The 16530-nt window shown below is 37.2% G+C and carries 12 protein-coding genes and 4 tRNA genes; 1 reads left to right on the top strand and 15 read right to left on the bottom strand.

Features of this window, described 5'->3' with window-relative positions:
- Window positions 1-223 precede the first annotated feature (223 nt).
- Window positions 224-1690: a S8 family serine peptidase gene (locus tag V179_RS0124550; RefSeq protein ID WP_028393814.1), complete on the top strand. Its 1467-nt coding sequence runs from the start codon at window positions 224-226 to the stop codon at window positions 1688-1690.
- Between the two features lie 540 nt (window positions 1691-2230).
- Here V179_RS0124550 and V179_RS0124545 read toward each other — a convergent pair.
- The 15 genes from V179_RS0124545 to V179_RS0124470 form a co-directional block, all read right to left on the bottom strand.
- Window positions 2231-3478 (bottom strand): TerD family protein, encoded by a 1248-nt coding sequence (locus V179_RS0124545; RefSeq protein ID WP_028393813.1) that lies wholly within the window; start codon window positions 3476-3478, stop codon window positions 2231-2233.
- Between the two features lie 300 nt (window positions 3479-3778).
- A complete protein-coding gene (gene rlmH, locus V179_RS0124535) occupies window positions 3779-4258 on the bottom strand; it encodes a 23S rRNA (pseudouridine(1915)-N(3))-methyltransferase RlmH (protein WP_028393812.1) in 480 nt (159 codons plus the stop codon).
- A gap of 92 nt (window positions 4259-4350) precedes the next feature.
- Complete coding sequence (locus V179_RS30335) at window positions 4351-4506, bottom strand: CxxH/CxxC protein (RefSeq protein ID WP_084552486.1); 156 nt, start codon at window positions 4504-4506, stop codon at window positions 4351-4353.
- Window positions 4507-4839: 333 nt separating this feature from the next.
- On the bottom strand, window positions 4840-6045 hold the full coding sequence (locus V179_RS0124525; RefSeq protein ID WP_028393811.1) for a S1C family serine protease: 1206 nt from the start codon (window positions 6043-6045) through the stop codon (window positions 4840-4842).
- A gap of 204 nt (window positions 6046-6249) precedes the next feature.
- Complete coding sequence (locus V179_RS0124520) at window positions 6250-7044, bottom strand: MBL fold metallo-hydrolase (protein WP_028393810.1); 795 nt, start codon at window positions 7042-7044, stop codon at window positions 6250-6252.
- A 5-nt stretch (window positions 7045-7049) separates the two neighbouring features.
- On the bottom strand, window positions 7050-7856 hold the full coding sequence (locus V179_RS0124515; protein WP_028393809.1) for a two-component system regulatory protein YycI: 807 nt from the start codon (window positions 7854-7856) through the stop codon (window positions 7050-7052).
- Window positions 7856-9175 carry a YycH family regulatory protein gene (locus V179_RS0124510; RefSeq protein WP_028393808.1) on the bottom strand — a complete coding sequence of 440 codons (1320 nt, stop codon included), beginning with the start codon at window positions 9173-9175 and terminating at the stop codon, window positions 7856-7858. Before V179_RS0124510 ends, V179_RS0124515 begins: the two co-directional genes overlap by 1 nt.
- Window positions 9172-11004, bottom strand: a complete 1833-nt coding sequence (gene walK, locus V179_RS0124505) for a cell wall metabolism sensor histidine kinase WalK (protein WP_028393807.1) — start codon at window positions 11002-11004, stop codon at window positions 9172-9174. The genes V179_RS0124510 and walK overlap by 4 nt, the downstream gene beginning before the upstream one ends.
- Before the next feature lie 4 nt (window positions 11005-11008).
- The gene (yycF, locus tag V179_RS0124500) at window positions 11009-11716 is read right to left on the bottom strand and encodes a response regulator YycF (RefSeq protein WP_028393806.1); all 708 of its coding nucleotides are present in this window, start codon (window positions 11714-11716) and stop codon (window positions 11009-11011) included.
- Window positions 11717-12091: 375 nt separating this feature from the next.
- Entirely contained in the window at window positions 12092-13378 is a 1287-nt protein-coding gene (locus V179_RS28685; RefSeq protein ID WP_028393805.1) for a peptidoglycan DD-metalloendopeptidase family protein, read from the bottom strand.
- A 604-nt stretch (window positions 13379-13982) separates the two neighbouring features.
- Window positions 13983-14055 (bottom strand) — tRNA-Phe (locus V179_RS0124490).
- A 214-nt stretch (window positions 14056-14269) separates the two neighbouring features.
- Window positions 14270-14345: transfer RNA gene (locus tag V179_RS0124485), tRNA-Asp, on the bottom strand.
- 73 nt (window positions 14346-14418) lie between these two features.
- Window positions 14419-14490, bottom strand: a tRNA-Glu gene (locus V179_RS0124480).
- Between the two features lie 11 nt (window positions 14491-14501).
- Window positions 14502-14577: transfer RNA gene (locus tag V179_RS0124475), tRNA-Lys, on the bottom strand.
- A 394-nt stretch (window positions 14578-14971) separates the two neighbouring features.
- A complete protein-coding gene (locus tag V179_RS0124470; protein WP_028393804.1) occupies window positions 14972-16264 on the bottom strand; it encodes an adenylosuccinate synthase in 1293 nt (430 codons plus the stop codon).
- Window positions 16265-16530: the final 266 nt, after the last annotated feature.

Raw genomic sequence — 16530 nt, 5'->3', positions numbered from 1 at the left:
TCACCGTAACTAATCTAAATGAGATTTTTTTATTTAACAAATTCATAGTCTGTTAGTAGTATGTAAAAGCGCCTCCATAATTACTATGAAATTGAATAATGAAAAACTATAGTTAGGTATTATGTCTTATTATTCGGAATTTTCAGATAAATATTCCGAATAATAGATTTAATAGCTTATAATTATATTGTTTATATTTTACATACCATAAGGGGGAAATTAAATGAAGAAGAAACTAGCAATTCTATCTATTTGTTCGGCTTTATCATTTTCTTTACTCGTTGGGTTCCCAACAAATAAAACAAAGGCTGCACCTGAAAAGGAGCATTATGTATTAGCATATAAAGGGAAGATACCTGGTAATTTCTCAGAAACAATCTCTAAGGCGGGTGGGGCTGTTGAAAGAGTTATACCTGATATCGGGATTATTCAGGTAGCATCAGTAGATCCAACCTTCCTTTCAAAGGTGAAACAAGATACAAACATTCAATCAGCTGGAAGAGAACTTGAAGCATACTTAGAAACTGATCCGGATGACGCCGTGAATTTTACTCCAGGTACCCCAAATGGGCAGAAAGTCACTTTGGATTCAAACGTAGCAAGCTATTGGGATAAACAATGGGACATGCAGCGGATAACACATGAAGGTGATTCTTATAAGTTAAATAAAGGTAATCATGATACGGTTGTAGCAGTTATTGATACAGGAATTGACTTTAGCCATCCGGATTTGAAGGAAAATGTCGATTTCGCGGGTTCGAAAACCTTCGTACCAGGCACAAAAGATGCTTGGGACCAAAATGGCCACGGTACACATGTCGCTGGATCCATTGCAGCTAATGGGAAGGTTAAAGGTGTAGGTCCAGATTTATCGGTCAGAGCATACCGTGTTTTTGGAGCAACCGGAGGAGCACAACAATCATGGATTACCGATGCCATTGTAGCAGCAGCAAACGATGGAGTAGCAGTGATAAATATGTCAATTGGGGGCTGGAGTTGGATGGCTCAAAACTTAGATGAGAAAGGTGATTCTGCTTCAATGGTAGCCTATCACCGTGCCATTCAGTATGCTATCCAAAAAGGAGTTACTGTTGTAGTGTCTGCTGGTAATGACTCAAAAAACCTGAGTGATTTACATGATATGCAGGCATATTGGAAACAAACTTACGGTATAGACATTAAAGGTCCATCTCGTGTCGTTCCAGCCCAAATTCCAGGGGTGATTACTGTATCTTCCTCAAATGAATGGGCCAATAAGAGCATTGCCTTCTACTCTAATTACGGAAATGTCATCGACGTGGCTGGTCCTGGTGGGGATAATGGTCCATTATATGATAGTTTATACCGTCAGAACCCAGCCGGAAACTATTTAGATAAACGCGATTACACTTATCGAACATTGTCTACTTACCCTACTTATCCGGTCGCAGGTGGGAATGCAACTACACAATTCAGTGACGGACAATGGCATGGCTATTCCTATTTACATGGAACTTCTATGGCAGCACCGAAAGTCGCTGGTATAGCTGGAGTCATTAAAGCCGCCCACCCTGAGTATAATCCTTCCCAAGTGGCAGCCGCTATCAGACAAAGTTCCATTGATTTTGGCAAAGTCGGGAAAGATCCACTATACGGGGCAGGCGAATCCAACATTTATAACTTCTTATCAAAGGATAGATCTAAAAAATAATAGTAAGGCCGCTGAGTATAAACTCAGCGGTTTTATTAATGAGTTAGACTATGAATACTTCCTATTTATAGTCATATCCATTATGAAGTCAATTCTCATAACTTTACTAAGATTATCATTTTACTATAAAACCTCATTTACTTATGATACGGTTCACCGCAGTGTATCTATATGAGGTTTTTATTAAACTGGTTACTATCCCAGTAGAAACCTACTCCTATTAATAAGTTCTGGATATTTTTCGTTAATTCTAACGCAAAATAAACAGATGTGAGTATGAGTTTTTTAAAGCTTTATTAAATAGTTTTTTCAATTTAGGAGCTGTATACCCAGTACTAATCCTTATTCTGATTATTGATGTAATTAATACTTTCAAGAGAAAAAAAAGAATAAGCCTAATCTATAGCTGATAAAACCGATAATTTTACTTCCACTTGGGTCAAGTATTCCCAGATAAAAAAAGGAAGCTAGACATGACATATAACGATCAAAGGTCTATCTGTCTAGCTACTTTCTTTTCAAATTTTATATAATTCTAGTCTACTTGTAATCATTTATTGGTCCTTTATCCATTATAACTTCTACCATATTTGAAGACCCCATCCTAAGTTTAGGTCTACGCTCTGAGTCCGGTGTACTATAAAGCTCTAATGGACTTATAATAATTCCATCGTGCGTATTATGAAGGATTCCGGGCACACAGGAATAAATTCTATCATTATTATTTGCATTCTTGGCGACTATGGTAACGGAGGTTCCATTATGATTATCTATACTCATGGACACCTTGTATCTGTAGAAGGAGCCCGTTCCATTTGACTGAGCAGAATAAACCACAGGAACAACTGCAAGAATGTCATTATTTAATCTTAATTTGATTACTTCTGTCTTAGTTGAAAGACTATTTCCCCTAATATCCCCCATATGTTCCACTGCCCCGTTGCCAAAACTTCTGAGGGGAGGTGTTCCTTTCGCCCCAAACATAGCTACATCTATCTGTTTTCCATCCTTTGTATAGACTAAGGCATATATATCATAATCTGTCCCAGTCTCCCAAGATACCGTAGCAGTAATTTCTGGTGTTTTATCAATGATAACTGGCTTTTGACCTTTGTCGAGACTTATCTTCCCCTTTACCTTTTCAAGGCTTATCGATGACAACGTGTTTTGTTTATATTTATTTTCAGAAACAGTTAGAGTTTTATCAGGTTCTATTGGCGTTTGTTTTTGAATAGTTTTAGGTTCAAAAGGCTTGTTTTGCTCATCATTTTCAACCTCAACTCCGTAATTTTTACATAACCCTTCAAGCCCAGAATCAAATCCACGCCAGATTGATCTTGCCTTTGTCTGACCATTCCTTAGATATAATTCTAATACTACGATTCCATTTTCATTTGTGAAACTAGATGGGGTTAACTGGATAATCGTATTATCGGTACTTATCTCGGCCTTTAAATTCTTTACATTTGAAAATCCCGTGCTATTATCCTCTGTAAGAGTGATCGCTATTTTAGTAATACCTTCTGGGACTTTACTCATATCAAAATTAATTTTATGTACTTTTGTATTACCTACTTGCTCAGATGGTATAAGTGTAGCTACACCAGAAGAGCTCTTTGGTTGATTATAAAATATAATCCCGCTATCTCCTTGTACCTTGTCTGAATCAGTCAAAAGGAAAGCTGTTAAGGAAATATCTATCGAATTAGAAATTTCGTAGCTAACAGTAACATTACCTTTTTGGGAACTTAAAACTGCATTTGCTCCCATCTGAAGAAATTGATTCATTTAAACCACTCCCTACTCCTTTATCCATTTATCACCTAACAATTTTTTATAAATCACTACAAAATCTCTTATAGCCTTTTGCTAACCTTCTGCAAATCAAGATTATCTTGTTCTTCATATTTGATACATATTTTTTCACGTTCTACTTCTAAACTTAATTCTTCAATACTTATAATATCAAGGTCCATTAGTATATCCCCCTCAAAAAACATTACATCTATTAATAGTATATTTTAGAAAAAATAAACAGTCTAATCTTTTTAAAATTAGACTGTTCTTAAATTCCTATTTAAACCTCATTTACTTATGATACGGTTCCCCCCGATTGATCCGATAAGCCCGATAAACTTGCTCGACCAAGATTAATCTCATTAATTGGTGCGGGAAGGTCATTTTTGAAAAAGAAAGGGCTTCGTCAGCACGTTGCATCACTTCTTTGCTTAGACCTAACGATCCGCCAATTATAAAAGTAATTTTACTTTTTCCATAAGTAGCAAGCTTATCTAGTGTCTCCGCGAGTTCCTCAGAAGTTTTCATTTTCCCTTCGATTGCAAGGGCAATGACATGTGCATCGGGATTGACTTTAGCTAGAATTCTTTGTCCTTCTTTTTCTTTAATTTGCAGCATTTCAATCTCACTTAATGTTTCTGGCGCTTTTTCATCTGGAAGTTCAATAATTTCCATTTTGGCATAGGCAGACATTCTCTTCATATATTCATCAATGCCTTGTTTCAGATATTTTTCTTTTAGCTTCCCTACAGTTATAATTGATATATTCATGTTATCCTCACTTTACAAACAGCTTACAAACACGTTATCCACATAAGTTATCCACATATCCACATTTACTATCCACATCTTGTATAGGAATATTAGTTCCCTACCATATATACTGCCTTGTTTCGACAATATTCACAGATTGTTGATAACTTTTCACTAGGTACCACATCTAGGGTCGGATACGTTTCTTTCTCTACTACCACTGTATCCAGTGCCATATCAACATGATCATTACAGCAATAAATCATTTTTTTCACTCCTTTAAATCGACAAAATACATGCTTATCTTCCTCGTTAGCTTATATAAATAGTTATCCACAAATCTAATCATGGGATTCATCTTATCGCTTCTTTTCCGCTTATCCACATGCTATCTTAACAAAAAACTGAGAAAACGCAACAAAAACGAGGGTGTCCCAAAAACAAAGTGTCAGAGCCCGCAACAACTAAATACGTATAGGATGAGTGTACAAACACTATATACCTGATTTAGAATGCGAGGTCAAACCCTTATGAGGTCCCCTCGTTTTTTATCCTGCATGAATGGGCAGTAAGCCCACACTGATTGAAGTTTCTCTTTATTACATTTGCTGTTCTACTGACAAATCCATCGTTGTTTTTAATTGTTTACCGTTACGATAATAGGTTACTTCCAACTTGTCGCCAATTTTCTTTTCGCTATATAAATATTTACGTAAATCAACGACATCGGCAACTTCCTTCCCATCCAATGCAACAATAACGTCAAATTCCTCTAAACCAGCCTTTGTTGCTGGTGAATTAGATTGAACTCCGGTAATAGCTACACCACTTGTTACGTTTGGAGGCAGCTTCAATGTATTTTGTTGATGATATTGTGAAATTTCTTCGACTGAAGCTAGGCTTACTCCCATAAATGGTCGCTTTACCTCACCAAACTTTTCAAGGTCTTGAATGATTGGGATTGCTGAATCAATCGGAATAGAAAGACCAATCCCCTCCACTGCACTCTCTGCAATTTTCATTGAGTTAATTCCAATAACTTGTCCTTGCACATTAATGAGAGCACCGCCGCTATTTCCAGGGTTAATGGCTGCATCGGTTTGGATAACCTCTGCATTCCAATCAACCTGACCATCTTCATTAATATCCACTTCAATCGTACGCTCTAGTCCTGAAATAATTCCTTGTGTTACAGACCCTGAAAACTGCAGACCCAATGGATTTCCAATCGCAACGACTGGTTCACCTGGTTTTAAAGAAGATGAAGTCCCAAAGGTAGCAACCGTCGGAACGTTCGTACCATCGACTTCTACGACAGCTAAATCCATCCATGGGTCGCTTCCTTTCAACATTGCTGGAAGTTTTGTTCCATCCACTAACGTTACCTCTAATTCCGTTGCATTTTCAATAACATGATTATTCGTTACTATGTATGCTTTTCCATTTTCTTTTTTGTACACAACGCCTGATCCCGTTCCTGCTTCACGATTTTCTTGATTTCCCCAAAATTTTGATTGCTGGATATTTGTAATTCCTACAACCGCTGCACCAACCTTTTCAACCACACCTGTCACAGCTGAAGTGACATTAACTGATACTTGCTGCTGAATTTGTTCAGATTGCCCTAGTCCATTCATTTTTCCATTTTGATTCTGTACATTAGAATTTTGAAAACCTTGTAACACGAAGAAAACAAGTAATGCTCCGACAATTACACCTGCGAGCGCTGATAAAAAATATCCCCCTGAACGCCCTTTCCTTTTTTGGTTTCTGTTTTCATACATATGATCATCATAGTATCCCAAATTGTTCAATCCTCTCTTCCTTTAGAGATTAGATAAATGCATATATTAGTCTTTGTTTATACCCTCCATTATACTCATTTAAGACTAAAGGTAAAAAATATTTTCCTTCATTACCATATTGCTTTCATTTTCAACATTTCTTGTACAGCTTATACGATAGTTTTTAATCAAAAAAAGGAATGAAAGGAGTTTCCCATTTCATTCCTAAACAAGTACTAATTCAGTTGGCTTTTTTGGATCCGTATCATAGAGAGAAAATTGTTCTCCTACAACAATTCCTTTTGTTTGCAACGTTTGCTCAACAGACATACGTGCGAGGTCTTTCATATTGTTATCGAGGCTTAAATGCGCGAGATAAATTCGTTTCGTCCGATTTCCCGCTACATCACTCATGGCAAGTGCAGCATCCTCGTTTGATACATGTCCAAAATCGCTCAAAATTCGCCGCTTAATACTCCAAGGATATTTACCCATTCTAAGCATTGATACATCATGATTGCTTTCAAACACGTACATATCGGCATTTTCGATGATGCCTTTCATTCTATCACTCACATAGCCTGTATCAGTAATGATGACAAGCTTCTTCTCACCTTGATGGAACACATAAAACATTGGTTCAGCAGCATCATGGGATACACCAAATGATTCAATATTTAAATTCCCGAATGTTTTAATCTGTTCCATTTCGAATGTAAACTTTTGCTCAACCGGTACTTCACCGATTATTCTTTCCATCGCATTCCAAGTATTCATATTCGCATAAATGGGTAATTTATATTTACGTGCTAACACCCCAAGGCCTTTAACATGGTCGCTATGTTCATGCGTAACAAGAATACCAGACAGCTTAGACATATCGCGGTCGATTTCACTGAATAATGCTTCCATCGCCTTGCCGCTCAAACCGGCATCAACAAGAAAGGAGTGCTCCTCTGTCTCGACGAAAATAGCATTTCCCGTACTCCCGCTTGCGAGAACACTAAAATGCATACTCATACCTCTCACTCCATTAATATTTTGTCCTCCGTATTCATTTCAATTACTTCCCCATCAAATGCGTTTACGAACAAATCCTTTTTGTCATCTACAACGATGCGCCAAGTAGGTACTAGCAAAAACGACGAAGAGGAAGAATTGGATTGTAATGAATTATAATACCCGTGTTTCGCGGTTATTTTACTATCAGGCGGAATGTCTCCTTTTAAATAGAGAGCTTCAATGGCCTTTATCGGAGGAATCATTTCTTTCGGTTCATTAAATTCTTCTATATCTTCTAAATACGTTTGCTCGTAAGAAGTGATTTCCTTATTTTCATTTAAAAATAGAGTAACCTTACCCTTACTATTATTATAAAATAGTTTACTATTAAATGCTTGATAATAAATAATTGAATTGCTTGTTTTGTCGTGTGTCCAGTAGCGATAATCTTCTCCATGATAGATATTTTCTTTCATGAAAAGATCGATTTCACTTGATTGCAGCTTTTCACTAATTTTGGTTTTCGTTTTAAATGTGCCTACTACTTTCGTTCGATCTACATCTACAATCGTGATATCTTGATCTTTCAAAGACTTCAGATCGTCCTTTTTAAAAACTTTCGTTTTAGCCACTAAATAGTTCTCTTTCTGCTTTTGTTTCGTCATGGGAGTATATTCTATATTTTCTTCCTTTAGGAGCTCATCGATAGAGGCTTGAGCCATGTAATCATACTTATTATCACTTTTCTTCCCCATAAATTGGTCTAAAAGAAAAATATCAAGAATGAGAAATACCATGATAAATATGGTCTTCGTTCGATTCCAGTCCATTATCGATCCTCCCCTTCATGCTCAAAAGGCAAGATGATCCATGTCCCTGCATATCGGTAATACCAAGTAGGCACCAAATTGACAGATTTCGAATTAATTGTGGTCATTCGATAACCAATTTCAAGATCTTCAATCGCTTCAGGGTTGAGATTCTTGACATTTTTCAAAGCCTCTATTACTTCTTCACCAGAAGGCAGCAATTTAAATTTTGAAGGATAAGGATAAGCAAATTCCAAATAAAAATACGGACGCTGATATTGGTAGATTTCCTCATTGCCCCAAACCAGTTCAATTTCAGCCATCCCTTCTTCATTAAATACCGGAAGTCCATTGACAAATAAACGGAAGATTACTCTTTGCTCTTCTTGCGATATCCCAGAAAGTCGAAATGGACTTTTACCGCCTGTCCTTTTGTCCCAACCTGCATGGTCATTTACAGAGTTAATGCTTTGCTGCAATAAATCACTTGTACTACTAAATGCTTCTTTCTTTTGTGAAGGGTTGATGAAATTAATCATCGCCGAATCACGATCAACAGACAATAGTCTGGTCCCATCGGTAAATTCTTCAACATCGGAGTCATACTCATGACGCACAGATGTCGGATCACTAAATAAGGCATTCTTGAAGGTATTAATATTCATATATCCAAGTTGATAACTAAACTGATCCATAGAAGGAGGATCTTTTAAAAGATAGATATCCTTTCTCTTATTGACCTGATACTTTACATATTCGGGATACTCATCAGCATTTTTATAATACATTCCATAGAATCTACGAATACTTTCTCCATTGACGATCGTTTGAATAATTGTCCTATTCTCTGTTGAAATAAAGTACATCTTCGCTTCTTCCAAATTACTGTTTGAGGAATTAAATATGATTTTATCAAAAGAAAACTCAGGTATTTCATTCATTTCAACATTAAATACAGACTTATAAAGCTTGAATGGTATTTGATCAGTAAAGTTAATTTCTGTATTCGATTTTGAATGGATAAATGTCAGAAATTCTACTTCATTCACTTGATGAGAAATATCTTCCAAGCTGTATATCGACCATTTTGAGAATGCTTGCTGGATATTATTCATTTCCGTTTCACCATTCAATTGATAATGCCGCTCTCCCACATGTAAAAGCACACTCTTTGGTTTCACAACATCTGCGATAGTTTTAATATCACTTGCTACTTTAAAATACTCACTCTGATCTGAATTTTCATAGGTTGGTTGATAGGTCCAAATTTGCCAAGTTAAATAACCACTCGTAAGAACTAATATCATTAGAACAATACTTTTTATTCTCTCAAAACTCATGACCAATCATCCTCTTGCTCCAGCTCGTAAGGAAGAGTGAAATAGACAGTTGTCCCTTTTCCTTCCACACTCTCAGCCCAGATTTTCCCGCCATGTGCGACAATCATTTCCTTTGCAATCGCCAAGCCAAGTCCAGTTCCACCAAGATTCCTGGATCTAGCTTTATCTACTCGATAAAACCGCTCAAAAATCTTTTCTAAATTATTCTTCGGAATCCCGACACCTTCATCGCTAATACTAATGATAATGGACTTTTCTTCTCCTTTAACCCTAAATGTAATCTGTCCACCTTCAGGAGAGTACTTGGTCGCGTTTGAAATAATATTATAAAGAACTTGGGTTATTTTATCTTCATCAATATCAACAAAGAATGATTCTTTAGGAATATATCGTTTAAATGTAATCGTCTCTTTTTTCGACATTTCAAGTCGATCAATCAGGTGATTAAAGAAATCATTAAAATTTACCCAGCCACTTTTTAATTTATAATCCCGGCTGTCCATTTTCGATAACTGTAATAGGTCATTTACTAGCCTAATCATACGCTCTGTTTCATTTTGTGTTACATTCAGAAAGGAAGGAGCGATAGCTTCATCTTTCCATGCCCCTTCTGCTAATGCTTCCAAATAACTGCGCATCGTCGTCAACGGTGTTCGCAATTCATGGGAAACGTTTGCCACGAATTCACGACGTTCTTCCTCAATCTTTTCCTGCTCAGTAATGTCATGAAGCACTGTAATAAGACCATTGACAAAACCTGTTTCTTTTTGAATAACAGAAAAATTAGCCCGGAGAACGTAAGGCTGTTTTGGCTTACTATAGTCTAAAATGACAGAATCTCGCTCTTCTAATAAGTCCTCAAATGTGTAGTCTTCTCCAAGATCTAATAATTCAATGATGGGTTGATTTAATACTGTTTCACGTGAAACATCCAATAACTTTGCAGCAGGCTCATTAATCAAAATGACTCGCCCACGGCGATCCGTCGATATGACACCATCTGTCATATAGGAAAGAATGGAAGATAATTTTCTCCGTTCACCTTCCGTACTTGATTGGGATTCCTGTAGCCTTTTCGTTAAATTATTAAATGTAACAGCCAACTGGCCAATTTCATCATCGCCATATACTTTAACTTTTCTTGAAAAATTCCCTTTTGACATAGCAATAGCTTGTTTACGCATATCAGTCATCGGTCTCGTAATTGTTTTTGCTAACCAAACACCTAATAATGCAGTGATGCTTAATGCAATAGCTGTCCCGGTGATGAAAATATGATTGATTTCATCTAATTGATCAAAAACATTCTCCATATCAGCAATAACAAAAACTGCACCAATAACCTTTTCATTATAGTCTACTGGTACAGCTAAAACCCAGACACGCCTATTTGTTTTCTGATCAACACGTACCTCCTGATCCACTGCTCCTAAGACAAGCGTCCGTTTAATGATGTCCTCTGTTGTTTTCTTGCCAACAATGGTCTGATTTCCAGGATCAGATGACCCAAGCACACGTCGACTACGGAGATCTATAACTTGAACTTCAGTTATATTATTTGAGGATTTGTCGCGATCTTTTAAGATTGTGTTAATTGCATCTTTAAGTGTCGGGTCATCACCGTCTCTTTCCTTAACCATTTCCTCACTTATACTATACGTTAGAAGATTCACATGCCCACGGATAGATTTCTGAAAATTATTCACAAGATTATCTTCTAATTTTCCAATAAAATAAACACCAATAATTTGCATAGCAACAAAAATGAGTAGCAGATAAATCACTACAAATTTCACATGAATCGAACGGAGTAAACCAACCTTTTTCATGATCTTACTCCTGTTCAGGGTTACGAAGGTAATAGCCTACCCCTCTTCTTGTTACAATCCAACCTGGGTGGCTTGGGTTATCTTCAATTTTTTCACGTAGACGTCTAACCGTAACATCGACAGTACGCACATCGCCAAAATAATCATATCCCCATACCGTCTGTAACAAATGCTCACGCGTCATCACTTGACCAATATGTTTTGCTAAGTAATGTAGCAATTCAAATTCACGATGTGTTAATTCAATCGTATCACCGCGTTTGGAAACTACATAAGCATCTGGGTGAATAATAAGTGTACCAACCGAAATCTCTTTCGATTGTTCTTCAGTATTTGAAACCGGAGTTGATTGCTGGCGTCTTAAATTTGCCTTCACTCGGGCAATAATCTCCCGTGTACTAAAGGGCTTCGTCACATAGTCATCTGCCCCTAACTCCAGCCCTAATACTTTATCGATTTCCGAGTCCTTTGCTGTAAGCATGATGATGGGTGTTTCATATTTCTTACGTACTTCTCGGCAAACTTCCATGCCATCTCGCTGAGGTAACATAATATCTAATAAGATTAAATCAGGCTGAAGATCTTCTACCATTGTAAGAGCTTCATTACCGTCATATGCACAATAAACTTCAAATCCCTCTTTTTTTAAGTTAAATTGAAGAATGTCTGCAATTGGTTTTTCATCATCCACAACAAGAATTTTCTTTTCCATAAACATATCCCCTTTATCTACAAATCATCACGCACAATATTTACATGTATCTTTAATAAACAATTAATTTAAATTCATTCTATTTTGAAGGAATCTATTAAATTTCTCTCTACTCTACTTTATCATTTTGTGATGCTGAAATCATCCTATTCCTACTATCACCCCTTATTTACCAGACATTAGCATTCTTTTCTACATAAAAAATCTTCGAACCTAATCCGAAGACTTGTAAAAAGTGAAAGTATTGATTTACTGTTTAATAAAGCACTTCTTTAAGACTGACAGCCCTTCACTTATCAATCAGCAGGGTTTTCTTCATCCCCCGCTGATGGTTCGTCTCGTTCTAGTGTCACTAATACCTCTGCTTTCTGCCTGTTAATGCGTGATAAATTCTAACGGGTTCACAAGACGACCATTTTTCCAAATCTCAAAATGTAGATGTTCACCATTTGATTGGCCTGTCGAACCCATAATACCAATTTCTGAGCCTCCGTAAACGATATCACCAATCTTCACATCAATTGATTCAAGATGGGCATAAATTGTTTCGTACCCATTATTATGATCTATTCTAATTTTATTACCATAACCACCTGATATCCCAGCTTCAACCACAGTCCCTTGATCAGCTGCATAGATCGTTCTTGTAGTTGATTCGGCAATATCAACACCTTTATGCATTTTCCCCCAACGGCGGCCTTGTTCACTAGAAATATAACCGCCATCTGCAGGCCAGATAAAAGAACCTGTACCCTGGGATGGGACTTCGTTTGTTCTTTTATTAATCTGCTCATTCACAGCATTTTTGGTTATGTTTCCAGAATTAATTTCTTGATACTCAACTCCACTGCCAATTCTACCATCTTGTTCCGATTTGGTTCTACTTGTAAACAAGGTTTCATTTTCTTTAACCTTAGTCTCGAATGGGATATCAAATTCCTGAGGAAGTACTCTCTCAACTGCTACTTGAATATAAGGTATAATCTTAGAAATGACCACGACATCTCCCTTTTTCAGCACATCATCTGTTGATAAATGAGAGTTTAATTGTAGCATTTCTTCAATTGTTGGATGATTCGTATCAGCTATCTCCTGCAAACTTTTCTCATTTTCAACCATATAATCTGTTAAGATTAATTTTCCTTCTTTAATGATTGTTAAAGTTTCTTCAACTGAGTGTAATTGATCTGGATGAACGGAATTATATTCATACGTAATAGGCTCAGATAACTGAACATTCATGATTTTTCCCTTTTCTAAAAAACCCTTGGGGCCATAAAACTCCTCTTCTGACATATACTGAAGCATGATATTCTTCGTTACTTCCTCAGCCTCTTTTTTTGAAGACAAATACGCAATCACTTCTCCACCGATAACATATGCATACGCTTCCTCTTTGCCTTCGAATTGATTGTTTATTCCCCATATGACCTTATCGCTTACCTTGTCGGTACTAACTATTTGCTCCTCTATTAATTGATTCTTGTATAAGAAATTTTCCATATTACTGCCGACTTCATTATGCCTATATTCTTGATTAATCAGGAATGTCTCATCCGCATCTATAGCAGCTACTGAACCTTTTGGAATAATGGTCATCACAATAAGAATGATATTAGCCATTAATAATAAAGCGGAACATACATCTTTCCTACTTAACATACCCTTTATCCTCCCTATTGCCACGCAACTTAATTCATTAAAAATTAGCTCAGTTAAACTTGCCTGTTGATTGCAACGAAAGGCGTTCGCTTACCGCTCCAATCAACATAGTGCCAAAATCAACAACAAGGTTTTAACATAGCCAAAAATTTAAGAGATAAATCTAGATAAAGTGAAACTTCCCTCAGCGGGGGTTTGTTTATCTCCACTGAGGGTTAGTTGCACCAATCGGGGATTTACAGGCTGTTTATCCCTCACCTATCTATTTCGTGATTCTCTCAAAAAATTGAGGTAAGGGTATTATGGCCTGCTAAACCGGGAAAAATTGGACTAGATTCATTTTCAATTACTCTACCATAATAAAAAAAGAAACATGACATAGACGCAGTAATGTAATACAAATGTATAATTTCTGACATAGTGTTACAAAAGGATAAAATGAGTTGATACAAGTTCATAAAGTAGAACTTGTATCAGCAGGTTTTTTCACCCACGCCACCTATTCTCTTCAGATTCTCTAAACAATAATTGAGTTGAAGGGATACAGCCCATTAAACGATAAAAAAAAGACGCAAAAAAACACTCCATAAGGAGTGTTATGAAGTGGCTCAGGACGGAATCGAACCGCCGACACAAGGATTTTCAGTCCTTTGCTCTACCGACTGAGCTACTGAGCCATATAAAATTTACTTCCTAAATAAGAGACCGCTTGTCCTTTGTCCCCCAACTCAGAAGGTTCAATCAAGATGCAACTCGTTGGTTACAACTCGGAGTCAATTCAATGATGATTATGCTCGTTGCTCTACCGACTGAGCTACTGAGCCATACTAAATTCAATGTCTAAACTCTATGTATATCTCCATTTCTTATTTTCAAAAAAAGTAAATGAAGTGGCGGTCCCGACGGGAATCGAACCCGCGATCTCCTGCGTGACAGGCAGGCATGTTAACCGCTACACCACGGGACCATATTAAATATTAAGCGTACTTTTTTAAGACTTACAAATGTGTCAGCAATGTAATTTACTTCAATGTTGCTGATGACCCCTACGGGATTCGAACCCGTGTTACCGCCGTGAAAGGGCGGTGTCTTAACCGCTTGACCAAGGGGCCATATTTATAAATGGTGAGCCATGCAGGATTCGAACCTGCGACCCTCTGATTAAAAGTCAGATGCTCTACCAACTGAGCTAATGGCTCGTAAAATTTAACTCATTTATGACGACGCTTTTGATATTATCATAGTTACACTAGTTAACGCAATAGTATTTTAAAATAAAACGTTTATTTTTTAAAAAAAGACCCTTAACGTATTACATATCATAATTAAAACATTAGTATCAAGCTGATTAAACAAAAGGCTATATTAAAGCTCATTGTTGATTGTGGCACTATGTTGATTGGAGCAGAAGGCGTGTGACTCCTGCGGGAAGCGAGCGCCGTACGTTTCAATCAACAGGCAAGTTTAACAGAGCCAAACAAAAAAAGGATTGTCCAAAGGATCCGCCTCGCACTCTATACACAGTCAAATATAAACGATGTAAAGAATATGTGAGAACTGACCCTTTTGTTATGGAACAACCCCTTTAGGAGACTATTCTAACCGCCATGGGCTTCTAACAATATTGGTTTGCGTCCGGTCAGGACCTACCGAGAAAGTAGTTAACGGAATACCCGTTAGTTGAGAAATACGTTCTACATAATGTCGAGCATTTAGTGGGAGTTCATCCAAGGATCTGCAGCCTGTGATGTCTTCAGGCCAACCTGGTAGTTCTTCATAAACAGGCTCACATTCCCCAATCATTTTCAGGCTAGCTGGAAATTCATGAATGATCTGGTCTTTATATTTGTAGGCTATACAGATTTTTACTGTTTCAATCCCTGACAATACATCAATTGAATTAAGTGAAAGATCGGTAATGCCACTGACACGCCGAGCGTGACGGACGACTACTGAGTCAAACCAACCTACACGGCGCGGCCTACCTGTTGTTGTTCCGTATTCACGGCCTACTTCCCGAATTTGGTGACCGATTTCATTATCCAATTCAGTTGGGAAAGGGCCATCTCCCACACGGCTTGTATAAGCTTTACATACTCCAACCACATGGTTGATTTTTGTTGGTCCAACACCTGACCCGATTGTTACTCCTCCCGCTACCGGGTTTGATGAAGTAACGAACGGGTAAGTTCCTTGGTCTATATCAAGCATTACCCCTTGCGCACCTTCAAATAATACGCGTTTTCCTTCATCTAACGCATCATTCAGGACTACGGAAGTATCGCAAACATATTGCTTAATTTGTTGACCATATTCATAATACTCCTCAAATATATCTTCTAGTTTGAAGCCTTCTGTTTCATAAAAACGCTCAAGCATACGGTTTTTTTCCTCAAGATTAGAAATAAGTTTTTCTTCAAACACTTCTCTGTCAAGTAAATCTGCCATACGGATTCCAATCCTTGCTGCTTTGTCCATATAAGCAGGGCCGATGCCTTTTTTCGTTGTACCAATTTTATTCGCACCTTTGCGCTCTTCTTCCACTTCGTCTAATCTCAAATGATAAGGAAGAATGACATGAGCACGGTTAGAAATACGTAGATTATCTGTTGTAACTCCGTGATCATGCAAGTATGCTAATTCTGCTACAAGTGCTTTTGGGTCCACAACCATCCCATTGCCAATTACACAAATTTTTTCACTATAGAAAATCCCCGAAGGAATTAAGTGAAGTTTATACGTTTGACCATTAAATTTGATCGTATGGCCTGCATTATTCCCACCCTGATATCGAGCGATGGCTTCTGCATTTTGAGATAGAAAGTCTGTGATTTTTCCTTTTCCTTCGTCGCCCCATTGCGTTCCAACTACTACCACTGATGACATATTAGAAAAGCACCTCCGTAGGTTCACGTATTCCTGAATTATACACCGTTCTCTTATTCAACAAACCTATTTTAACAGTAAGCTGATACCACAGTCAATTATAACGCGAACATTAATCAACATTTATCAATTATCATTCGTATTATCTCAAGAATATCATCTTATTTTTCTCATTAATTGTTTAATTATACAATTTTCAAGAAAAATGATAGAGGCTATTTCACAACTATTTCGTACAGTGCAGAATAGCGATGAACACAAATACA

This window comes from Bacillus cihuensis, assembly GCF_000504145.1.
In the GTDB taxonomy this organism is placed as follows: Bacteria; Bacillota; Bacilli; order Bacillales; family DSM-1321; genus Peribacillus; species Peribacillus huizhouensis.
Note: the sequence above shows the minus strand (reverse complement) of the source record. Positions and strands in the feature narration are given on the sequence as shown.